The 21,705-nt window shown below is 34.9% G+C and carries 21 protein-coding genes; 4 read left to right on the plus strand and 17 right to left on the minus strand.

Features of this window, described 5'->3' with window-relative positions:
• Window positions 1–44 precede the first annotated feature (44 nt).
• The 8 genes from sucD to BLV35_RS09010 all read right to left on the minus strand — a co-directional run bounded on the left by sucD (window position 45) and on the right by BLV35_RS09010 (window position 7,598).
• Window positions 45–917: a succinate--CoA ligase subunit alpha gene (gene sucD / locus BLV35_RS08975; protein WP_091088246.1), complete on the minus strand. Its 873-nt coding sequence runs from the start codon at window positions 915–917 to the stop codon at window positions 45–47.
• A gap of 86 nt (window positions 918–1,003) precedes the next feature.
• On the minus strand, window positions 1,004–1,366 hold the full coding sequence (locus tag BLV35_RS08980) for a nuclear transport factor 2-like protein (RefSeq protein WP_091088249.1): 363 nt from the start codon (window positions 1,364–1,366) through the stop codon (window positions 1,004–1,006).
• A 1-nt stretch (window position 1,367) separates the two neighbouring features.
• Entirely contained in the window at window positions 1,368–2,297 is a 930-nt protein-coding gene (locus BLV35_RS08985; protein ID WP_091088252.1) for a UDP-3-O-(3-hydroxymyristoyl)glucosamine N-acyltransferase, read from the minus strand.
• 76 nt (window positions 2,298–2,373) lie between these two features.
• Entirely contained in the window at window positions 2,374–2,940 is a 567-nt protein-coding gene (gene efp, locus BLV35_RS08990) for an elongation factor P (RefSeq protein ID WP_074723243.1), read from the minus strand.
• A 100-nt stretch (window positions 2,941–3,040) separates the two neighbouring features.
• On the minus strand, window positions 3,041–3,826 hold the full coding sequence (gene lpxA, locus BLV35_RS08995) for an acyl-ACP--UDP-N-acetylglucosamine O-acyltransferase (protein ID WP_091088254.1): 786 nt from the start codon (window positions 3,824–3,826) through the stop codon (window positions 3,041–3,043).
• A 78-nt stretch (window positions 3,827–3,904) separates the two neighbouring features.
• Window positions 3,905–5,293, minus strand: a complete 1,389-nt coding sequence (locus BLV35_RS09000; protein ID WP_091088257.1) for a bifunctional UDP-3-O-[3-hydroxymyristoyl] N-acetylglucosamine deacetylase/3-hydroxyacyl-ACP dehydratase — start codon at window positions 5,291–5,293, stop codon at window positions 3,905–3,907.
• A complete protein-coding gene (gene lpxD / locus BLV35_RS09005; protein WP_091088260.1) occupies window positions 5,286–6,329 on the minus strand; it encodes a UDP-3-O-(3-hydroxymyristoyl)glucosamine N-acyltransferase in 1,044 nt (347 codons plus the stop codon). Before lpxD ends, BLV35_RS09000 begins: the two co-directional genes overlap by 8 nt.
• 27 nt (window positions 6,330–6,356) lie before the next feature.
• Window positions 6,357–7,598: an HD domain-containing protein gene (locus BLV35_RS09010; RefSeq protein ID WP_091088263.1), complete on the minus strand. Its 1,242-nt coding sequence runs from the start codon at window positions 7,596–7,598 to the stop codon at window positions 6,357–6,359.
• 202 nt (window positions 7,599–7,800) lie between these two features.
• Here BLV35_RS09010 and BLV35_RS09015 point away from each other — a divergent pair, with 202 nt between their 5' ends.
• From BLV35_RS09015 to BLV35_RS09030, 4 genes are read left to right on the plus strand one after another with little or no spacing between them, the layout of a single operon-like run.
• Window positions 7,801–8,298, plus strand: a complete 498-nt coding sequence (locus BLV35_RS09015) for a GbsR/MarR family transcriptional regulator (protein ID WP_091088267.1) — start codon at window positions 7,801–7,803, stop codon at window positions 8,296–8,298.
• 18 nt (window positions 8,299–8,316) lie between these two features.
• Window positions 8,317–9,453, plus strand: coding sequence for an efflux RND transporter periplasmic adaptor subunit (locus BLV35_RS09020; RefSeq protein WP_091088270.1), 1,137 nt, complete (start codon window positions 8,317–8,319; stop codon window positions 9,451–9,453).
• Window positions 9,454–9,461: 8 nt separating this feature from the next.
• Complete coding sequence (locus BLV35_RS09025; RefSeq protein WP_091088273.1) at window positions 9,462–12,632, plus strand: efflux RND transporter permease subunit; 3,171 nt, start codon at window positions 9,462–9,464, stop codon at window positions 12,630–12,632.
• Window positions 12,622–14,022 carry an efflux transporter outer membrane subunit gene (locus tag BLV35_RS09030; protein ID WP_091088277.1) on the plus strand — a complete coding sequence of 467 codons (1,401 nt, stop codon included), beginning with the start codon at window positions 12,622–12,624 and terminating at the stop codon, window positions 14,020–14,022. The genes BLV35_RS09025 and BLV35_RS09030 overlap by 11 nt, the downstream gene beginning before the upstream one ends.
• A gap of 208 nt (window positions 14,023–14,230) precedes the next feature.
• Here the strand turns inward: BLV35_RS09030 and BLV35_RS09035 are convergent, their stop codons facing one another.
• The 9 genes from BLV35_RS09035 to BLV35_RS09070 form a co-directional block, all read right to left on the minus strand.
• Window positions 14,231–14,587, minus strand: a complete 357-nt coding sequence (locus BLV35_RS09035; protein WP_091088281.1) for a DUF3088 family protein — start codon at window positions 14,585–14,587, stop codon at window positions 14,231–14,233.
• Between the two features lie 113 nt (window positions 14,588–14,700).
• The gene (gene chrA, locus BLV35_RS09040) at window positions 14,701–15,834 is read right to left on the minus strand and encodes a chromate efflux transporter (RefSeq protein WP_091088285.1); all 1,134 of its coding nucleotides are present in this window, start codon (window positions 15,832–15,834) and stop codon (window positions 14,701–14,703) included.
• Window positions 15,835–15,873: 39 nt separating this feature from the next.
• Window positions 15,874–16,359 (minus strand): GyrI-like domain-containing protein, encoded by a 486-nt coding sequence (locus tag BLV35_RS09045; RefSeq protein WP_091088288.1) that lies wholly within the window; start codon window positions 16,357–16,359, stop codon window positions 15,874–15,876.
• A gap of 223 nt (window positions 16,360–16,582) precedes the next feature.
• On the minus strand, window positions 16,583–17,779 hold the full coding sequence (locus BLV35_RS09050) for a dipeptidase (protein WP_245712038.1): 1,197 nt from the start codon (window positions 17,777–17,779) through the stop codon (window positions 16,583–16,585).
• A gap of 147 nt (window positions 17,780–17,926) precedes the next feature.
• A complete protein-coding gene (locus BLV35_RS09055; RefSeq protein WP_245712039.1) occupies window positions 17,927–18,457 on the minus strand; it encodes a GNAT family N-acetyltransferase in 531 nt (176 codons plus the stop codon).
• Between the two features lie 417 nt (window positions 18,458–18,874).
• Entirely contained in the window at window positions 18,875–20,188 is a 1,314-nt protein-coding gene (locus BLV35_RS09060; protein ID WP_245712040.1) for a serine hydrolase domain-containing protein, read from the minus strand.
• Window positions 20,189–20,267: 79 nt separating this feature from the next.
• A complete protein-coding gene (locus tag BLV35_RS09065; RefSeq protein ID WP_143031848.1) occupies window positions 20,268–20,477 on the minus strand; it encodes a hypothetical protein in 210 nt (69 codons plus the stop codon).
• Window positions 20,478–20,503: 26 nt separating this feature from the next.
• Window positions 20,504–20,677: a hypothetical protein gene (locus BLV35_RS19270; RefSeq protein ID WP_176980594.1), complete on the minus strand. Its 174-nt coding sequence runs from the start codon at window positions 20,675–20,677 to the stop codon at window positions 20,504–20,506.
• Window positions 20,678–20,934: 257 nt separating this feature from the next.
• Entirely contained in the window at window positions 20,935–21,651 is a 717-nt protein-coding gene (locus tag BLV35_RS09070; protein ID WP_091088298.1) for a hypothetical protein, read from the minus strand.
• Window positions 21,652–21,705 lie beyond the last annotated feature (54 nt).

Raw genomic sequence — 21,705 nt, forward strand, 5'->3', positions numbered from 1 at the left:
CCCACAAATGTGAGGCTTATTGTATTTTAGTTTAAAATAGCGGACTATCCTAAAACTTCTTTTACTTTTTTACCAATTTCAGCTGGAGAATCCACTACGTGTATTCCACATTCTCTCATGATTTGTTTCTTAGCTTCTGCTGTATCATCAGTTCCACCTACAATTGCACCTGCATGACCCATTGTACGACCTGCTGGAGCGGTAACTCCTGCAATAAATCCTACTACTGGTTTACGGTTACCATCAGCTTTAATCCAGTGAGCAGCATCTGCTTCTAGTTGTCCACCTATTTCACCTATCATTACGATACATTCTGTTTCTGGATCATTCATTAATAACTCAACTGCTTCTTTTGTAGTTGTTCCAATGATTGGGTCTCCACCAATACCAATTGCAGTAGTGATTCCTAATCCTTGTTTTACTACTTGGTCAGCCGCTTCGTATGTTAATGTTCCTGATTTAGAAACAATACCTACAGTCCCTTTTTTGAATACAAAACCTGGCATAATACCAACTTTAGCTTCACCTGGAGTAATAACCCCTGGACAGTTAGGTCCAATTAATCTTGCGTTTCTTTCTTTAACATAAGCATTTGCTTTGATCATATCAGCTACAGGAATTCCTTCTGTAATAGCGATAATCACTTTTATTCCAGCATCTGCAGCTTCCATAATTGCATCAGCAGCAAAAGCTGGTGGTACAAAAAGAATTGAAGTATCAGCTCCGGCTTGTTCAACTGCATCTTTTACAGTATTAAAAACTGGTCTGTCTAAATGAGTTGTTCCTCCTTTTCCTGGAGTTACACCACCTACAACGTTTGTTCCGTACTCAATCATTTGAGAAGCATGGAAAGTTCCTTCGCTTCCAGTAAATCCTTGAACAATTATTTTGGAATCTTTATTAACTAAAACACTCATGATATATATTTTATGTGATTTTTAAAAATTGTATTGCAAAAGTAAGGTTTTGAAATTATTTTGTGGCCTTTTCTTATCAAAATAAATTATGATAATTGACTCATTTGATAACCTCTGTATAATTTATTGTCTTTTATTTCCCAAATTGCTATAAAATGCGCCAATAACATCTCCTCTCTCGGATTTTCAATTGTTTTTACAAAATGCGAATAACGTACACTGATCATATCATTTTCGGAAATGATATGACTAATTCTGATCTTGGAGCGAACATAAGCTCTACCCAATTCTTCAGAAAGATCTAGTAAAGAATCATAGTCTAGTTGGACCAATCCCTTACTACTATTCCAATCCACTGTAACATCAGCGTGCAAATATTCTTTCAGAGTAGCGCTGTCAATAAGAGCATCTGATTTGTAAAAACTTTGAACGAGTTCCTTTGCTGTCATATTATTTTAATTTATTTAAAATCTCTGGTATTTTTTTAATATTAGCCAGTTGTTTTAATTTTTCCCTAGATTCTTCTATGGGTGTGCCAAAATAGGATTTTCCGCCTTCGACAGATTTAGTAACCCCTGTCTGACCCATAATCACCGCTTTTTTACCTATTGTAATTCCGCTGGTAGTACCTACTTGTCCCCAGATAGTAACTTCATCTTCAATAATAACGCAACCTGCTATTCCAGTTTGAGACGCAATCAAACACATTTTTCCAATTACAGTGTCATGACCTACATGAACCTGGTTGTCAAGTTTTGTTCCTTCTCCAATGATCGTATCTCCTGTAACTCCTTTGTCTATTGTACAAAGTGCTCCAATACCCACATTGTCCTTTATTACAACCCTACCACCCGAAAGCAATTGGTCAAATCCGTCATCTCTCTTTTTATAGTAAAACGCATCGCCTCCAAGAACTGTTCCTGCGTGAATGATTACATTATTTCCAATTACGGTATTATCATAGATGGCAACATTAGCATGAATCAAACAATTCTCCCCTATCACGACATGATTACCTATAAAAGCATTCGGTTGAATTACAGTTCCTTGCCCTATTTTAGCTGAAGCAGAAATAGAAGTGCTTGAAGACTCAAAAGGCTTAAAGTATTTTGTTAACTTATTGAAATCATTAAACGGATCTTCTGATATCAATAATGCTTTTCCTTCTGGGCAATCTACTTTTTTGTTAATCAAAATAATCGTTGCCGCTGAATTTAAAGCTTTGTCATAATATTTCGGATGATCTACAAAAACAATATCACCCTTTTCTACAACATGAATTTCATTCATTCCAGATACTAAATAATTAGCATCTCCAACATATTCACAGTTGATAATAGTGGCAATTTCGTGTAGAGCGTAAACTTTTGGAAATTTCATAAATTTAATTAGAAAATGTATTAATTAGAAAATGTGATATCTATCTAATTATCACATTTTCTAATCATCAAATTATTTACTCTTTTACGCGCTCCATATAAGAACCTGATGCCGTATCGATTTTGATTTTATCTCCTTCATTTATAAATAAAGGTACATTTACACTTGCTCCTGTTTCAACTGTCGCTGATTTCGTAGCATTAGTAGCTGTATTTCCTTTAATTCCTGGCTCAGCATAAGTAACTTCAAGAATTACAGATGATGGCATATCCACAGAAAGAGGTAAATCAGTTTCTGTATTGATACTTACCATTACACTTTCACCTTCTTTTAATAAATCTGGAGAATCTAAAATGTTTTTGTTTAAAGATATTTGTTCAAAAGTCTCCGTATTCATAAAGTGAAAATCATCTCCTTCTGGATACAAATATTGAAATTTATGGTTTTCTACTCTTACTTCTTCAATTTTATGCCCTGCAGAAAAAGTGTTATCTAATACTTTTCCATTACTTAAACTTCTAAGTTTTGTTCTAACAAAAGCAGGTCCTTTCCCTGGCTTAACGTGAAGGAATTCTATGATTTTGTATATGTCATTATTGTACTTAATGCATAATCCGTTCTTGATGTCTGATGTAGATGCCATTTTATTTGCTTTTGGCTACTAGCTTTTGGCTACTAGCAATTTATATTTAATTATTTATTTTTAGGCTAAGAGCTTAACGCCAAGAGCCAAGAGCTTTTATTTAATAATTTCCTGTATATCCTTTCATAACCCCACGTGATGAGTTTCTGATAAAATCCAGGATCTCGTCGCGTTCTGGAGTTGCTTCCATCTCTGCTTCGATAATTCCTATAGCTTGTGTTGTATTATAGTTTTTTTGATATAAAATTCTATAAATATCTTGAATTTCCTTGATTTTCTCTGTTGTAAAACCTCTTCTTCTCAATCCGACAGAATTAATTCCCACGTAAGACAAAGGCTCTTTTGCTGCTTTTGTAAAAGGAGGAACATCTTTACGAACTAATGAACCACCAGATATCATCGCATGGTCTCCAATATGAATGAATTGGTGAATCGCTGCCAAACCACCTATTACGGCATATTTACCAACAGTAACATGTCCTGCCAATGCAACACCGTTCACAATTATAGCATTATCACCAATATGGCAATCGTGCGCAATATGAGCTGTAGCCATGATCAAACAGTTGTTTCCAAGGGTAGTTTGACCGGATGCAATTGTACCTCTATTGATAGTAACACATTCTCTAATCGTACAATTGTCCCCAATTATAGCTAAAGATTCTTCTCCACCAAATTTTAAATCCTGCGGAACAGCAGATATAACTGCACCAGGAAAGATATTACAATTCTTTCCGATTCTTGCGCCTTCCATAATGGTAACATTAGATCCTATCCAAGTACCATCACCAATAACTACGTTATTGTGAATTGTTGTAAAAGGCTCAATGACAACATTTTTGGCGATTTTCGCGCCTGGATGAACATATGCTAAGGGTTGATTCATCTACTTTTTTTTATAATTTATATATATACAATAAAAACCTTGAAATCGTATATTTCAGGGTTTTTACATACTTTTAATTTACTGTTTTTTAGCAATCTGAGCCATTAACTCAGCTTCTGCAACTAACTTACCATTAGCATAAGCGTTTGCTTGCATATGACAAATTCCTCTTCGTATCGGTGTAATCAAATCACACTTAAAAATAAGAGTATCACCAGGTAAAACCTTTTGTTTGAACTTAACGTTATCAATTTTCATGAAATAAGTCAAATAGTTTTCAGGATCTGGAACTGTACTTAATACAAGGATTCCCCCTGTTTGTGCCATTGCTTCCACAATTAATACCCCAGGCATTACTGGTGCTTCCGGGAAATGTCCAACAAAGAAATTCTCGTTCATTGTAACATTTTTCATTCCTACCACATGACTTTCAGACATTTCTATAATTCTATCAATCAATAAAAATGGAGGTCTGTGAGGAAGAACAGCCATAATTTTGTGAATATCCATCAATGGCTCTAGGTTTAAATCATAAACAGGAACATAATTTCTTTGTTCGATTTTTATGATTTTAGCCATCTTTTTAGCAAACTGAGTATTTACAAAATGCCCTGGTTTATTAGCGATAACTTTACCTTGTATTTTTGTACCAATTAAAGCTAAGTCACCCACTACGTCAAGTAGTTTATGTCTTGCAGCTTCATTAGGGTAATGCAAAGTTAGGTTGTCTAATATCCCGTTTGACTTCACATTAATATCTTCTTTTCCAAAAGCAATTTTCAAATTCTCCATTGTAGCTGCAGATATTTCTTTATCTACATAAACAATAGCATTATTTAAATCGCCTCCTTTAATCAAACCATTTTCTAATAATGATTCCAATTCATGTAAAAAACTAAATGTTCTAGACTCAGAGATTTCTTTTTTAAATTCAGAAATACCTTTCATAGTAGCATTTTGTGTACCTAAAATTTTAGTTCCAAAATCTACCATCGTAGTAACGCAATAATGATCACTTGGCATGATTAAAATTTCACTTCCGCTTTCCTCGTCTGTAAATGAAATAACTTCTTTTACTACATAAACATTACGTTTTGTGTTTTGTTCTTCAACTCCTGCTTTTTCAAGTGCTTCAACAAAATACTTAGACGAACCATCCATTATAGGAAGCTCAGAAGCATTCAATTCTACAATAACATTGTCTAAATCACAACCCACTAAGGCTGCTAACACATGTTCTGGAGTTTGTATTTTTACACCAAGTTTTTCTAAATTAGTTCCTCGTTGTGTATTTACAACATAATTTGCATCTGCTTCAACAACAGGATGTCCTTCTAAATCTACTCTGACAAAAGTGAAACCATTATTTACCGGAGCAGGCTTGAAAGTCATTGTAACTTCTTTTCCTGTGTGTAATCCAACTCCTGTTAGCGAGATTTCTGTCTTTATAGTCTTCTGTTTAACCATTATTCCCGTTTTTTTGGTTTAATATATGTTTTTTTAATTCTTCTAATTCTGCAACAATCTTAGGTAAATTTTTAAAGTGTACGTATGATTTACTGTAATCATTGTACCCAAATGTTGGACTTCCCTGTAAGATTTCATCATCCTTGATGTTTCTTCCCACACCAGATTGCGCCTGAATGCGAACATTATTCCCGATGGTTAAATGTCCTGCAATTCCAACTTGCCCGCCAATCATAGCGTTTTTACCAATCTTAGTCGAACCAGCAATGCCAGTTTGAGCTGCAATTACGGTGTTCTCTCCTATTTCTACATTATGAGCAATCTGAATTTGATTGTCTAGTTTAACTCCTTTTCTTATAATTGTAGAACCCATAGTAGCACGGTCTATAGTGGTACAAGCACCGATATCTACATTGTCTTCTATAATAACATTCCCTATTTGAGGAATCTTTTTGAAGGTTCCGTCAGGACTTGGCGCAAAGCCAAAACCATCTGCCCCTATAATTGAACCCGAATGTATGGCGCAATTATTTCCTATTATCGTTTGCTCATAAATCTTAGTCCCAGCAAAAATAGTGACATTATCTCCAATGACAACATTATCACCTATAAAACAATTGGGATAAATTTTGACATCATCACCTAAAACCACATTTGACCCTATATAACTAAAACTACCCAGATATAAGTTGACACCATATTTAGCATTCTCTGCTATAACTGAGGGTTGTTCTATTCCGCTTTTATTACCTTTTGCCTTATCATAAAACTCTAATAATTTAGAAAAGGCCATATAAGCATCATCAACTTTTATCAAGGTCGTTCTTAATTCTGATTCAGGGATAAAGCTTTTATTTACAATCGTGATTGTAGCTTCGGTGGTATAAATATAGTTATTGTATTTGGGGTTTGATAAAAAAGTTAGAGAGCCTTCCTTTCCTTCTTCAATCTTAGATAGCACATGTACTTCAGCATTGGGATTCCCAACAACTTCACCATCTAATATCCCCGCTATTTGTTCTGCTGTAAATTTCATTGCCACAAAAATATAAAAAAATAGATTTTAAATGTTCATTTCCACAAGTTGTTTTGGGAAACAGATGTAATATTTGGTCACAGATTTGGATAATGATTTTAAATTCAACTGATCAGAAGATTCAATAACATCCTCCACCGTCTTGTCTTTTTTCAATATTCGTATCGGTTCCGCTTCCTTACTATAGGCTTGGTTTTTTATTTTTCCTTTGAAAATAAAATAATTAGTTTCCAGTAAGCTGATATTGTTTTCCAATGCAAAGCGTTCTTTTAAAGGCTGTAAATCTTCAATAGGTACTTTCTCACTGGTTAATTTAATTTTTAATAAATCCCTGTTGATAATCATTTTACTCAAAGAAGACAAAATAAAATCGTCATGACGCTGCCATCCTTTTAGCGCACTGATAATATCAAAATCATCCAGCTGAGCAAATAAATCTAAGGTCTCTGCATCAAATGTATCCATTGTAACCTTATGTTGCAGAAAATACTGTAAAGGTTCGCTACAAGGTAAAACCACTCCTTTTAACGTTAATTCTTTGGCACGTTTCAGGATGCGGGTCAAAATTAATTCGGCCACTAAACTGGTTTTATGCAAATACGCTTGCCAATACATTAATCGTCGCGACATCAAAAATTTCTCAACAGAGTAAATTCCTTTTTCTTCGATAACCAAAACATCATCCACGACATTCATCATTTGAATCAATCGCTCTGAGTTTACATTTCCTTCTGCCACACCCGAATAAAAGCTATCTCGTTTCAGATAATCCATGCGATCCATATCTAGTTGACTGGAAATAAGCTGCAACATAAACAACCGATGATACTCTCCTTTAAAAACTTTTATAGCTAAATCCAACTGTCCGTCAAATGCAGCGTTTAATTGATGCATGAACAACAACGAGATTTCCTCATGATGTACATCCTCAACAATGCTTCGCTCCATAGCATGTGAAAAAGGTCCGTGGCCAATATCATGTAATAAAATGGCAATATACAGCGCATTTTCTTCTTCTTTAGAAATTTCAATTTCTTTAAAACGCAATACATCAACTGCCTTTTGCATCAAATGCATACAACCCAAAGCATGATGAAACCGCGTGTGATTAGCTCCTGGATAAACCAGATATGACAATCCCATCTGCGAAATACGTCTTAGACGTTGAAAATAAGGATGCTGTATTAAATCGTAAATTAAAGCGTTGGGGATGGTAATAAACCCATAAATGGGATCATTGAATATTTTAAGCTTATTGATTTGACTCACTATAAGTTTGTTTTTAGGACAACAAATATAGGTAAAATAGATTTTACTTATTAAAGTGTTTTTTCTATCCCTGATTTCCGTCGAAAATATTTTTTCAAGGTGATTTCTAAGCAATAATTCAATTTTGATAAAATTAACATAACATTAAGTTCGATTAGTTCGGTGTTTTACGAACCAATCATATATTTGCAAAAAAAATAGTATGGACAATATACAAAAAGAAAGAGAGGAAATCATTGAGATATTCGGTATTCATTTTGAGTCTCTATATCAAGTTCCTCCTTTAGCAGCAAGAATTATAGGAATTTTAATTATCGATGGATGTAAATCAGGATTGACCTTTGAAGCATTAATAGAAAAATTAGGAGCCAGTAAAAGTTCTATTTCTACGAATTTAAAGTTACTCCTTAACATGGAGAAAATTTACTATTTCACTTTAACGGGTGATCGAAAAAAATACTTTAAGTCAGCCCCACTAAGTGACCGATTAAACAATTATTTAAAAATGATCGAAGCCGAAAGTTATATTATCAATAGAATGCATGATTACCGACATAAAACAGCCTCTTGTGCCGAAGAAAAATGCAATCTAGAAAATATTATTTCGTATAAAAATCACATTCAAGAAATAGAAAAAACATTTCACAAAACGATAGCTGAATTTAAGAAAATAGAAATCAACAATAATAGTAATCAATAATTAATTAAATTTAAAAAAATGAAAAAAATTTCATTACCAATAATAGCTTCTTTGCTCATCCTTTCTTCATGTGGAAAGAAAGAAGAACAAGCCCCAGTACAAGGTCCTGCTCCTTTCGCTGTAAAAGAAATAGTACTGCAGGATGCAACCGTATACCAAGAGTTTACGGCTAATCTTGAAGGACAACAAAATATTGAAATCAGACCTAAAGTAAGCGGGTTTATCCAAAAAGTATATGTTGATGAAGGTCAGATGGTTAAAAAAGGACAGCTTTTATTCAAATTAGAAACTCAAATGCTAAACCAAGATGCTTCAGCTGCAAAAGCAATGGTTTCAGCAGCGCAAGTTGAAGTGGATCGTTTAAAGCCCCTTGTAGATAGAAATATCATCAGTAATGTACAATTGGCGACAGCCAAAGCCAAGTTAGCACAAGCAAAAAGTGCGTATGGGAGTATTGCTGCTAATATTGGGTATGGAACTATCTATTCTCCTGTAAATGGAGTTATTGGAAGTTTGCCCTTTAAAGAAGGTAGTTTAGTAAGTCCTACTGCCGAAATACCAATGACGACAGTGTCTGATACGAAAATTGTTCGTGCCTACTTTTCAATGAATGAAAAACAAGTACTGTATTTTAATAGGACTTTTAAAGGATCTACAACTGCCGAAAAACTAAAAGCTACCCCTCCGGTTAGCCTAATTTTAGTTGACAATTCTGAATACAACCAGAAAGGGAAAATTGCTACAATGAATGGTTTAGTGAATTCTACTACTGGAACTACAGAGTTTAGAGCTGACTTTACGAATCCAGAAGGGCTTTTAAGAAGCGGAAGTAGCGGAATAATTCGTTTACCAATCGTACAAAGCAATGTTATTTTGGTACCGCAAGTGGCTGTTTTTGAAGTACAGGGAAAACAAATTATATATGCTGTCGAACAAGGAAACAAGGTTAAATCAAGAATCATAGAAACCAATGGAACTTCTGGTTTGGATTACATTGTAACTAATGGTCTTGCCGCAGGGGACGTTGTAGTAATTGAGGGTGCTTCAAAACTAAAAGATGATATGGAAATTGTACCACAGCCTACTAAAAATGAGGTAATAGCAAATACTGCCACCACAACGGCTACTGCTACAAAAACGACTACTAAAAAATAATTGCAAAGATGTTAAAAACTTTTATAGAGAGACCTGTACTCTCGACCGTAATCTCAATTCTAATTACCATATTAGGTGTATTAGGATTGATGTCCTTACCCGTAGAACAATATCCCGAAATAGCGCCGCCAACCGTACAGGTAACCGCCAATTATACTGGAGCCAACGCTGAAACGGTACTTAATAGTGTAGTAATTCCGCTGGAAGAAGAAATTAATGGTGTAGAAGGTATGACGTACATGACGTCTTCTGCAGCTAATGATGGTTCAGCTAAAATTTCTGTTTATTTTGCATTAGGGACTGACCCTGATATTGCGGCAGTAAACGTACAAAATAGAGTGGCTAGAGCCACTAGTAAGTTACCTACTGCTGTAGTACAGACTGGGGTTACCACAGTAAAAAGCCAAACTAGTGCTTTGATGTTCTTTGCCCTTTATTCGAAAAACAAAGCTTATGATGAAGTTTATATTCAGAATTATGCGAAAATCAACTTGGTACCCAAATTACAACGTGTAAAAGGAGTTGGACAGGTAAATGTTTTTGGAGCCAAAGATTATTCGATGCGAATTTGGATCAATCCTGAAAAAATGGCTACTTATGGTATTGCTCCAAAAGATATTCAGTCCGCTTTGCAAGAACAAAACGTGGAAGCAGCTCCAGGAAAATTTGGAGAGAATGCAGACGGAGTTTTTGAATATGTTATTAAATACAAAGGAAGACTTTCGGAAATAAAAGATTATGAGAATATCATTATCAAATCTACTGGAAACGGTAATTTCTTAAGAATTAAAGATGTAGCCACTGTCGAATTAGGCGGTTTCAATTATGGAACTAAGAATATCGCCATGGGTAAAGAAGGAGTTGTAGTAGGAGTTTTTCAAACTTCTGGATCCAATGCCCAAGATATTACCACAGAGATTATGAGTATCTTAGAGGAATCAAAAGTAGATTTCCCCTCTGGAGTGGATTACATTATTCCTTTTAACACTAAAACATTTCTGGATGCTTCTATCGATAAAGTGATTTCTACTTTAATCGAGGCTTTTCTATTGGTTTTTCTGGTTGTTTATTTATTCTTACAAGATTTTAGATCCACTTTAATTCCCGCTATTGCTGTACCTGTAGCTATTATAGGTACTTTTTTCTTCCTGCAAATATTTGGGTTCTCCATCAATATGCTAACGTTGTTTGCAATGATTTTGGCCATTGGTATTGTCGTTGATGATGCCATTGTCGTCGTCGAGGCAGTACATGCTAAGCTAGATGAAGGCGCAAAATCAGGGAAAGAAGCTACGATTTCGGCAATGAATGAAATTACAGGAGCCATTGTTTCTATTACTTTAGTAATGGCGGCAGTATTTATTCCGGTATCGTTCTTAAGCGGACCATCGGGAGTGTTTTACCAACAATTTGCTATTACTTTAGCGATTGCTATTTTAATTTCGGCGGTAAATGCCTTGACTTTAAGTCCTGCTTTATGTGCGTTGCTATTAAAACCGCATCCGGATTCTGACCATCATGATGCTAATTTTAAAGACCGTTTTTTCATTGCTTTTAACTCTAGTTTTGATCGAATGAATGCTAAATATGTGAAATCTCTTGGTTTCTTAGCTGCAAAAAAATGGATTACCGTTGTTGGTTTATTAGTTTTTACTGGTATTACGATTTTGTTGTTCCAAACTACTCCTTCTGGATTTATCCCAAATGAAGATAGAGGAATTATCATGGCCGATTTAACACTTCCTCCTGGAACTACTTTGGAAAAGACTAAAAAGACCGTACAAGAATTGGATTCCATCATCGCTTCGATGGATATCGTTGAAGCCCGAATGAATATTGTAGGTTTCAGTTTGCTAAACGGCGTAAATGGAGGTTCATATGCGTTTTCAGTAATTAAATTGAAAGACTGGAGCGAACGTACCGAAGCCAATCAATCTGTAGATGCTGTGGTTGGCCAATTATTCGCTAAAACAGCCGGTTTAAAGGAGGGTCGTGCCTTATTCTTTACACCTCCAAGTGTACAAGGTTTTGGTAGTGCCGATGGTTTTGAATTGAAAGTACAAGACAAAGGAGATGATGATTGGGCGACCGTTAGTAAAGTGACAAACGAATTCTTAAGAGAGTTAATGAAACGTCCTGAAATTCAATATGCCATTACTAATTTCAATCCTACTTTCCCACAGTATCAAATGGATATTAATATAGAAAGAGCCAAGGATGCTGGAGTAGCTATTTCTGATATATTTAATACCATGCAAGGGTATTATGGTGGATTGTATACAACGGATTTCAACAAGTTTGGAAAACAATACCGAGTAATGATTCAAGCAAAACCGGAAGACAGGGCAAACCTTGAATCAATTAACAATATTTATGTTAAAAATGGAGCAGGTCAAAAAGTGGCAATCAGTCAGTTTGTAGATTTTAAAAGAATTTACGGTCCTGAGGCTGTTGCTCGTTTTAACATGCTAAAAGCCGTTAATATTAACGGTAAAGCAAATGCTGGATTTAGTTCTGGTGATGCTATTAAAGCGGTTCAAGAAGTAGCAGAACAACATTTGCCAAAATCATATACCTATGAATTCTCAGGAATGACACGCGAAGAGATTCTTGCAGGTAATCAAGCTCTTGGGGTATTCTTATTAAGCTTAATCTTTGTTTACTTCTTATTAAGTGCGCAATACGAAAGTTATTTGGTACCATTATCTGTACTGCTTTCACTTCCTGTAGGTATTGCCGGAGCCATTGGTTTTGTAAAACTCGCAGGATTAGAAAATAATATCTATTTCCAGGTGGCTCTAATCATGTTGATAGGACTACTCGCCAAAAATGCGATTTTGATTGTGGAGTTTGCTATACAAAGGCGACGAAACGGAATGGACTTGACACAAGCCGCAATTGAAGGTGCAAAAGCACGTTTACGTCCTATCCTGATGACTTCATTAGCATTTATCTTCGGGTTAATGCCATTGGCACTAGCCTCTGGAGTTGGCGCTGTAGGAAACCGTTCTATTGGTATGGGTGCCGTTGGAGGAATGCTTATCGGAACTATTTTTGGAGTCTTTGTTATTCCTATTTTGTTTGTAATCTTTCAAGGATTACAAGAACGTATATCTGGAAAACCAGTAACTACTAAAGAATCAAATGTTGCACTTTTAGAAGAAGAAAATGAAAAATAATATATACAGAGTCGCGCTTTTAGGACTCACAGCAACTGTAATGCAATCGTGTTTTGTTGCTAAAGACTATAAAAGACCCGAATTAAAAACAGCTGATTTGTATCGCAATGAAGTGGTGTCGACTGACACTACTTCATTAGCAAATGTGTCATGGGATAAAATTTTCACTGACCCGCTTTTGCAAGGCTATATTTCAAAAGGCTTACAGAACAATTTAGATATCCGCATTGCTATGCAAAACATCGTGGCTGCACAGGCAACGATGAAGCAAGGAAAATCAGGCTACTTCCCTACCCTATCTGTGGGAACAGACTGGACCCATCAAGAACTGTCTAAAAATAGCCAGTTTGGAGCTTTTTTGGCAGACCGTAGTACGAATCAATACCAATTGTCAGGAAATCTTTCTTGGGAAGCGGACATCTGGGGGAAAATAAGAAGCAATAAACGCGCTACTAATGCTGCTTATCTACAAACAACAGCAGTAAATCAAGCGATAAAAACACAATTAATTGCAAATATCGCGACCGTTTATTATCAATTGCTTTCAGTAGACGCTCAGATAAAAGTAGCTGAGGAAACTTTAATCAACAGGGATAAAAGTATTGAAACGATACTAGCTTTAAAAAAAGCTGGTAATGTTACTGAAGTTGGTGTTAAACAAACAGAAGCTCAAAAATATGCTACTCAAATCATCATTGCTGATTTGAAGAATAACATCATTATCCTAGAGAATACGATGAGCATACTTCTTGGAGAACCTTGGGCTAAAATTGAACGCAGTACTTTTGAAGCTCAAACGATGCAACCGGCGATAACTTTAGGAGTTCCTGCTAATCTATTGAGAAACAGACCTGACGTCATTGCAGCCGAATACAATTTGATTACCAATTTTGAAATGACAAATGTAGCCAAAAGTGGATTTTATCCTTCGCTCAAGGTTACCGCTTCTGGCGGACTTCAAAGTATTGATTTGAAAGAGTGGTTTAGTGCTAATTCTATTTTTGCCAATGTTATTACTGGATTAACACAACCTATTTTCAATCAAAGACAAGTAAAAACGAAGTTTGAAATAGCGAAAGCAAATCAAGAAAAAGCTTATTTACAGTTTGAACAATCACTGCTTACTGCTGGTAAAGAGGTTTCAGATGCATTAGCGCAATATAATAATGAAACCTATAAAATTACAATTCGCACAAAACAAGCCGATGCACTTAAAACAGCATCTAATTACTCCGATGAATTGTTAACCTATGGTTTAGCAAATTATCTCGAAGTATTAACATCTAAAAATGATGCTTTAAATGCTGAACTAAGTTTAGTAGACAACAAGTTCCAGCAATATAAAGCCGTAATTCAATTGTACAAAGCACTTGGTGGTGGATGGCAATAAAGGATTCCTAATAAAAATATAATAAGTTGTTAATTCAAAAAAAGCCACTGAGTATCTTACTTAGTGGCTTTTTTGTGTTTTTGTAAAAACTTTTGACTTATTTCTATTCTTAAAATATCAAAATAATGCAAAAGGATATTTGTAAGATATTGAAAATCATTATTTAAATCAATTTTCAAAGGCAGTTCATTTCCATATATAGCTCTATCTACGGATGCATTAGACCAACATTATATTTTTCAGATAAAAATTTTGCAATCAAAGTAGTAGAATTTATGAACAGAACGTCCCCGTAAGCTGTAAAATAGCTAACATCAACATTATGGGTTTCCTCTTTTGAAATGATAACTACAGGACTGCCCTGGTTCTCTTCTCCTATTAATGCTACAATACCCGTTCTTGGCGTTTCAAAGTCTACATAAACGATGTCTAATTCTTTCCTAAGCTCTGGATAGTAGCTTAGAATACCTTCAATAATAGCACAGTCTGGACAATAATATACCGTTCCATTCTTATCTGCTTTTGGGTCAATGAAATCAGGGTTTAAAAGAAATAATTGTATCATAATTAATTAATATTTTTTACATTTTAAGAACAGACTAACGTATTTGGTCCATTATTTCTTTTTTGGAATAATGAACTTATTTATAAAACTAATTAATTAGTTATGAATTATAACTAATTGAGCGTCAATAAATAACCAAAAAGCGCTCCACCTATAACAACCAAGGCGCTATTTACCTTCTTGTACTTAAAAACAATCGCAACGCTCAGTATTGCTATTAATATCGTGCGCCATTCTGTGATCGTTTCCTTACCTAATTCATAACAGATAGATACAATTATCGCTATAGAAGCCACATTTACAGCATCTAGAAATACAGCTAAAGGCTTCGAGTTTCTCATTTTCTTTACCAAAGGATTCAATAATGCTACAAACACAAATGAGGGTAAAAATATCGCCAGCGTTGAAATGAGTGCGCCTGATATTCCATTAATTTGATAGCCTACGAAAGTAACCGATGAAAAAACAGGTCCCGGCGTGAATTGCCCGACTGCTATGGCATCTATTAATTGGGTTCGCGTCAGCAATCCTTTGGCTACCAATTCAGCATCCAAAAAAGCAAAGAGAACATAGCCACTACCGTATAAGATTGCCCCAATTTTTAAGAAAATTAGAAATAAATTAAAGTTCGTTGGTGCTAGTATAGCCGTTTTAGAAACCGGAAGCAACGTTAACGGGGTCCAACTATTCCATTTGCTTTCCACGTCTTTGTTCGTCAATGAGTTCCAAAACAAAGCCAAGAATCCGGCGCCAAAAAGAAGTGCTATTTCATTGAACTGCAACAGCGAAAGCATCAAAACAATACCCCCTATAACTCCTAATCGAACTGTTTTCAAGGATTTTTTTGCCAAAGGAAAAATAGCACCTAGAATAATGGCGATGATCGCAGGTTTTATACCGTATAAAAAGGGTTGAATTTCCGGTAACTGCCCGTAATCTTTATAAAGCCAAGCAAAGATTCCTGTGAGTATAACGGCTGGGACGATAAAACACAATCCTGCAACGATAAGCCCTTTCCATCCGGCCCTTTCATGACCTATATGGATTGCCATTTCGGTACTATTGGGACCCGGAATTAAATTTGTGGCGCCTATTAGATCTAAAAAATGTTGTTCTTTAAGCCACTTTTTTTTCACCACTACTTCCTCACGCATCATAGAAATGTGGGCGGCAGGACCTCCAAAACCTATAATTCCTAATTTTAAAAAAAGCGCAGCTACCTCCTTTAATTTTTGCTTTTCATTCATTACGATCGCTCGTTTATTATTTTATTACAGGCAGCAAATTTACTGTTTTTTCAGTTTAACTGGAATCCAAATTTCCTCTTCAGAATCAGGATGGTCATTTTTATATTTATCACCTAATATTTCAAAATGAGGTCTGTCATCTAAAACATACTCGGAGCTTGGTAACCAAGTAGCAAAAATATATTCAAACGCAGCAGGCGCTCCGTTCGCATCACCTTTATAAGTAAAAATAGCATAAAGGCCGTGGTTGATTGTAAAAGAATCCATTCCTTCAGGAATTTTTTCTAAATCAGTTGTTGCTACAGCTGCCCAATATTCAAAAGCCGCAGTGGGATTAAAATTATCGTAAAAAGTAGGACTGAACAATTGCATCGAATAATAATCCGTGCCAATGGTATTTAAAACTTCTTTTCTTCTCGGCATAAAACGCTTCCATAGTTCCCTCGCTTTATAGTCGCTATACGACATCGTCATTCGCATTCCTATTAGTTTGGTTTCGGGAAATAGTGCAATTCTTGGAATCATTATCGGGCAATTTTAAATTAGTATTTCGGAATGCAAAATACCAAAAATTAAATTGATGAAAGGAATCTGTTGATTAAATAATAGTTAAACGAATGTACTTTGGTATATTTTGCTTTAGCTTCAAAAAACCTCTTCTATAAATAAATAGAATAAGTCTGTGTTTAATTTTGTGAGAGACAAACGCCGCTACTAATGCCGGATATATTTCGAAAAAAGGTAGCGATTAGTGTTTTTCATTGGCACTCAAAACCCGTAATAAGTTTCCACCTAATATTTTGTTGATGTCCTTTTCACTATACCCTTTTTCTACCAGTGCTTTTGTAATTAGTGGATACGTTGTGACGTCATTTAATTGTTGTGGTGGAGATTCAATACCATCAAAATCAGAACCAATTCCTACATAATCAACGCCCACTAAGTTGATGATATATTCAATGTGCTTGATTACAAGATCAAAAGAGGCTCGAAGGTCTTGTGCCTCTGTATTGTGTTTTTTGAAAATTGTCGAAGACGCAACATGGCGGTTTTGAACTACTTCCATGATGGAATCTTCCTCGGCCATGTGCTTTTTAATAAACGCATCTTCTCTCTTTTCTATAGTAGGATCAAGAAATCCCGAATTAAAATTCACTTGAATGACTCCGCCATTCTTAGCAATGGCTTTAATTTGATCGTCTTTGAGATTGCGCTGGTGCGGACAAAGCGCATAAACAGAACTGTGAGAAGCGATTATGGGTTTACTTGTAGTAGCAATAACATCCCAAAAAGTCTGTTCGCCTACATGAGAAATATCAACCATCATTCCCAATGCATTCATATGTTGTACTAACTGCTTTCCAAAATCAGTCAGGCCTTTGTGTTTTAAATCTTTGTTGTGCGTTTCGTCAGCAGCACTAGTTGCCCAAGACGTAGAATTGTTCCAGGTAAGTGTCAGATAGCGCACGCCTCTTTTATAGAAGGTATCGAGTTTATTGAGGTCATCTTCGATTTGATGGCCACCTTCAACGCCTATCAATGCTGCCATTTTGTGTTGCTTCACTGCTTTATATAGTTCAGCAGTGTTGGCTACTTTTACAATTTTATCTGGATTGCGTTTGACAGCTGCATCTAAGCTATCCATTTGACGCATTGCAAAATCATAGGGATTGGGTTGCTCACCATCACTAAAAACAGAAAAAAATTGCACGTCCATGCCCCCTTCTTTCCATCGTTTTAAGTCGCTATGTGTTTTCCCGCGCAAGTCCTGATCAAAAGCTACGCCGTAGTCCATTGCTTGTGTTAAGAAGTCATTGTGTGTATCTACAAGAATCGCTTTGCTATGAATGTTCTTATAAGTTTGACTTGCTTTCTCGTCTTTCCCTTGGGCTAGACATGTCAATCCAGTCAACAATACCATCCCTAAACTCATCACTTTTTTCATATCTTTTTGTTTTAAAATATTTTTTTTTAGCTGGACTTGTCGTATTGCGGGCTATGCGGTAATTCCTTTGCTATTGCTTTTTAATTACCGCATATCCTTTTTATTATAGGCACGATTTCTATCATTGCTAAATTGACACTTTTTATTCTAAAACGCTAATTTATATAGCAATACCTCTTCGGTATCGTCTGTTAGTTTGATGTTTTTTTGAAACTGAAGGCCCAGTTTCATCAATAATTTCTGAGAACCAATATTTTTTTCTGAAGTGATTCCATTAATTTCGGTTAAATTGAATTCACTAAAAGCAAGTTCTTTTAGCTTATTCGCACTTTCAAAACCGTAGCCTTTCTTTTCATACTGTGGAAGAAAAGCAAATCCAATGTCGATACCCTCTACGCCTTCTCTATCATAAAGCCCGCAGGATCCAATTTTTGCACGATCAAATTTTCTGGTTACCGTATAATTTCCAAAACCAACTTTTTGGATTTGAGGCGTTATCTTATTCGAGATATATTCTTCAGCATCTTGAACATTTTGCAAGTTTCTATCCCCAATAAATTCAATCCATTTTGGGGTATTGAACAGCGCCAAAATAAATTCGGCATCAGCTGTAGTTGTGGGTGTCAGAACTAGTCGCTCCGTTTCAAATGTTTTCAATTCGTTTAGTTTTAAATTCACATTTTGTATTTTTACCTAAAAATTCCGAATCTCTTTACCGAAATTTAAAAACGTAAATATACTCTATTTATCCTACAAAAATATAGGTGTTTTTACGTGGTTTTACCCTACCTTTATTTCACACCCAAATCATTTTCTTTTAAAACCGTTGAAATTAATACTCCTTCACCTGAAAAACCTTGGATAGAGAAAAGACCACCGTTCACAATTGACTTTAACCAAATAGCCCTGTTGAGCAGAGCCAATTGCCGTAATTAAACCAAATAAAAATATCAAATAAACTTTCATTATTCTTTCTATTTATAAAATTAGTAACGAACTCATTCTAATTTTAAAGCAAACGTATGCTGTTCTTTTTATTCGAATGCATTGTACATCATGTCCAAAACTATATTTAAACACACATTTAAAGTACAGTTATTTTTTTGTCAAAACATTTTTTGTTCCGCCCTGAAAAATGGTCATTTGATTTGCTATTGGATTAAATTCTAAGGTAATTCCGGCCGCTCTAAATTCGAATGAATCTTTCTTAGTCGCTTCTAGTGGAAAAGCACCTTGTCCCGTTGCTTGTGCCATCAATTTGGTATTATCCTTTGTAACTGTTATTGCCAATGGAAACGTATCGCTTGCATAAACTCCTAAATAAGCGTCTAAATCTTCTGTTTTTAGGTCTAAAGTGGTAAACGTGGGAATTTCGAATTTTCTATTGTAGTAGCTCGATAAAATAGCAATCACAATATCATTATTTCCATAATTCATTCCGTTTGAAGTGATCGCGACACTCAGTTTACTTTCGGGGAAATAAGACAATGCCGAACGAAATCCATCGATTCCTCCGGTATGTCCATAGCCGATTTTATCATAAAACGGCACTTGAAAAATTCCCATTCCGTATTTATCTTGCATTGTTTTCATTTGTTCCAATGAAGCTGCAGCAATCAATTTTCCGGCGAATAACGCCTCAATAAAATGTGTTAAATCGGTTGGAGTAGAAACCATCCCTCCCGCTCCCATTGGGATTGAGGTATCCGTTTCGGTTTCTTTATTCCATTTGTCTGTATAGCTATAGGAATAAGATTCGTTGTTAGCGGTACTTATTTTACCTCCAAAATAAGTGTTTTTTAACCCTAATGGCTTTGCTATTTTAGTTTGTACCAATGCCGCATACGACTGTTTGTAGACTTCCTCCAGAATATAACTCAACAACACATAATTAGAATTGCTGTATTCTCCTTTGCTGTTGGGTTCAAAAACACTTTTACCTTTGGCAATAATGGCCACCATTTCTTTGGAGGTTTTAGGGACTGCGCTGTAGGACGCATATTCATCAGCGCTGGTGAAATTATAAATTCCGCTGCGGTGGTTCAATAAGTTACTAATAGTAATTTTAGACGCATTTTCAATAGTTGGAAAGTAGCTTTCAATAGTTTGATTCAGACTTAGTTTCTTTTCTTCGATGGCTTTAAAAACTAAAGTCGAAGTAAACATTTTAGAGATGGAGCCAATTCTATATTTGGTAGAAACTGTTGCTTTTTTATTGCTTTCGATATCTTCCTTTCCTATGGCATTCGTATAAATAATTTTCCCATTCTCAGATACGACAACGCTTCCCATATATTTATCTTTGGTTTCGAGAACTTGGAACAGACTGTCAATTTTGGCTTTATTGAAGTTTTGCGAAAATGTAGGTACCGAAACAAGTACTATTAAAAGGACAAGGATTTTTTTCATTTTGAATTTATTTTTATGTTTTGCTAGAATCAAGATTTCAATTGACATTCTTTGTGGCGGCAGTAGCTGTTCCTGATATTTATTGCTCCGTAATTTTTTCAGCTTTTTTGATGTCCCAATACGATTTCATGAACAATACTGCTATTGCCAATCGAAACACTCGATACAACCAAATATTAACCTCCCAAAAGAATAGTTTGTGTGTCGCTCCGGTATCAAATAAGGAGTAGATGAAAGAAATTAAAAATAAAATAGCCAATGCTAAGTAAACGTTTTTGTGCATTCTCATAAAAAATTGTTTGGTCTTGTTAGTTTCTAGTTTTTGTTTGCCCTTGATTTAAATAAATAACCAATAATATTTAAAGTAAGACCAATAATAAGTACAGCCCCAGCGATTCCTTGTATTCTTCCAGATTCCGGATATTCGATAATTAAGAAGATTGCTGTTCCCAATACAATAAGGCTAATAAAGTAGATTATATTTTTCATTTGTGATTGCTTTGTTTTTAAATATTTTATTAAACTTTTTATTTTGGTTATCGTTATTATTGAAATAGTAGCACTCTTTACGAACTAATTCTGCACGCTTGCACTATCGGGGTATCATTATTTTCTATTTTTTGTTATAATAACCAGTTTATTACGGTTATTTCTATTGTTTAAGGGATGAAATTTTTTGTAGTACAAATTGTAAATCTGCGCTACCATAGTACAGACATATGGGACGTTTAATCCTCCATAAATACTTATATTTTTTCATTTACAAGTGCTTCCAAGTCAATAGAATTGTTAACTGTATTTTTCTCTTGTTCTAAATTCATTCCCGCTTTTATGTTTGTATCATAATGTAATTTGATAATTTGTTTATCGCTCTTTGAAAAATTATCATTATTATCTGTAGAATATTTGTAAAACAAACTAAAGGAATCATCATTAACACCTAACAAACCTAATGATTTTAAAAACAAATTTTTAAGGTAAAAAGTTCCATGATTGTATTTCTGAATCTTGGACGGAACAATACAAAAACTTGTTTTCATTAATTGATATTGTTTATTGTAAGTTCTATTGCTCCAGTTACTCATTTTAAAATCTACAGCTAAAGGAAGTTTGTTTTTTGTCGCTAAAAAATAATCTTTTAACTCTCCAAAAAATACAGTTATTTGAACATCAGATCCATCCGTTGCTTCAACTATTTTCATTCCAGTAAGAAGTTCTAAATCTGACAGAAAACTATCCCACTTCTTTTTTGACATGTATGTAAACTCTCCTACAATTTGATATTTTAAAGTATCTTTATTTTCCCATTTCATCAAAGGGAATTGGTAATTATTTACCGTCCAGTTTGCTACTTTTAAATACTCAGTTGATAACACTGCTGCTTTTTTAGATTGGGCCTGTGCCAATTGGAATACTACTAAAGCGAGCACTAGACTTAATTTTAAATTAAAGATTTTCTTCATTTTTGATTTTATGATATGGTATTGGCAACAATTTTAATTAATTAATATTTGATA

Source organism: Flavobacterium gillisiae (assembly GCF_900107635.1).
In the GTDB taxonomy this organism is placed as follows: Bacteria; Bacteroidota; Bacteroidia; order Flavobacteriales; family Flavobacteriaceae; genus Flavobacterium; species Flavobacterium gillisiae.

What these genes read in the sequence shown, in the direction of transcription:
- sucD (WP_091088246.1), bottom strand. Translation starts at nt 917, where the DNA reads ATGAGTGTTTTAGTTAATAAAGATTCCAAAATAATTGTTCAAGGATTT.
- BLV35_RS08980 (WP_091088249.1), bottom strand. Translation starts at nt 1,366, where the DNA reads ATGACAGCAAAGGAACTCGTTCAAAGTTTTTACAAATCAGATGCTCTT.
- BLV35_RS08985 (WP_091088252.1), bottom strand. Translation starts at nt 2,297, where the DNA reads ATGAAATTTCCAAAAGTTTACGCTCTACACGAAATTGCCACTATTATC.
- efp (WP_074723243.1), bottom strand. Translation starts at nt 2,940, where the DNA reads ATGGCATCTACATCAGACATCAAGAACGGATTATGCATTAAGTACAAT.
- lpxA (WP_091088254.1), bottom strand. Translation starts at nt 3,826, where the DNA reads ATGAATCAACCCTTAGCATATGTTCATCCAGGCGCGAAAATCGCCAAA.
- BLV35_RS09000 (WP_091088257.1), bottom strand. Translation starts at nt 5,293, where the DNA reads ATGGTTAAACAGAAGACTATAAAGACAGAAATCTCGCTAACAGGAGTT.
- lpxD (WP_091088260.1), bottom strand. Translation starts at nt 6,329, where the DNA reads ATGAAATTTACAGCAGAACAAATAGCGGGGATATTAGATGGTGAAGTT.
- BLV35_RS09015 (WP_091088267.1), top strand. Translation starts at nt 7,801, where the DNA reads ATGGACAATATACAAAAAGAAAGAGAGGAAATCATTGAGATATTCGGT.
- BLV35_RS09020 (WP_091088270.1), top strand. Translation starts at nt 8,317, where the DNA reads ATGAAAAAAATTTCATTACCAATAATAGCTTCTTTGCTCATCCTTTCT.
- BLV35_RS09025 (WP_091088273.1), top strand. Translation starts at nt 9,462, where the DNA reads ATGTTAAAAACTTTTATAGAGAGACCTGTACTCTCGACCGTAATCTCA.
- BLV35_RS09030 (WP_091088277.1), top strand. Translation starts at nt 12,622, where the DNA reads ATGAAAAATAATATATACAGAGTCGCGCTTTTAGGACTCACAGCAACT.
- BLV35_RS09035 (WP_091088281.1), bottom strand. Translation starts at nt 14,587, where the DNA reads ATGATACAATTATTTCTTTTAAACCCTGATTTCATTGACCCAAAAGCA.
- chrA (WP_091088285.1), bottom strand. Translation starts at nt 15,834, where the DNA reads ATGAATGAAAAGCAAAAATTAAAGGAGGTAGCTGCGCTTTTTTTAAAA.
- BLV35_RS09045 (WP_091088288.1), bottom strand. Translation starts at nt 16,359, where the DNA reads ATGATTCCAAGAATTGCACTATTTCCCGAAACCAAACTAATAGGAATG.
- BLV35_RS09050 (WP_245712038.1), bottom strand. Translation starts at nt 17,779, where the DNA reads ATGAAAAAAGTGATGAGTTTAGGGATGGTATTGTTGACTGGATTGACA.
- BLV35_RS09060 (WP_245712040.1), bottom strand. Translation starts at nt 20,188, where the DNA reads ATGAAAAAAATCCTTGTCCTTTTAATAGTACTTGTTTCGGTACCTACA.
- BLV35_RS09065 (WP_143031848.1), bottom strand. Translation starts at nt 20,477, where the DNA reads ATGAGAATGCACAAAAACGTTTACTTAGCATTGGCTATTTTATTTTTA.
- BLV35_RS19270 (WP_176980594.1), bottom strand. Translation starts at nt 20,677, where the DNA reads ATGAAAAATATAATCTACTTTATTAGCCTTATTGTATTGGGAACAGCA.
- BLV35_RS09070 (WP_091088298.1), bottom strand. Translation starts at nt 21,651, where the DNA reads ATGAAGAAAATCTTTAATTTAAAATTAAGTCTAGTGCTCGCTTTAGTA.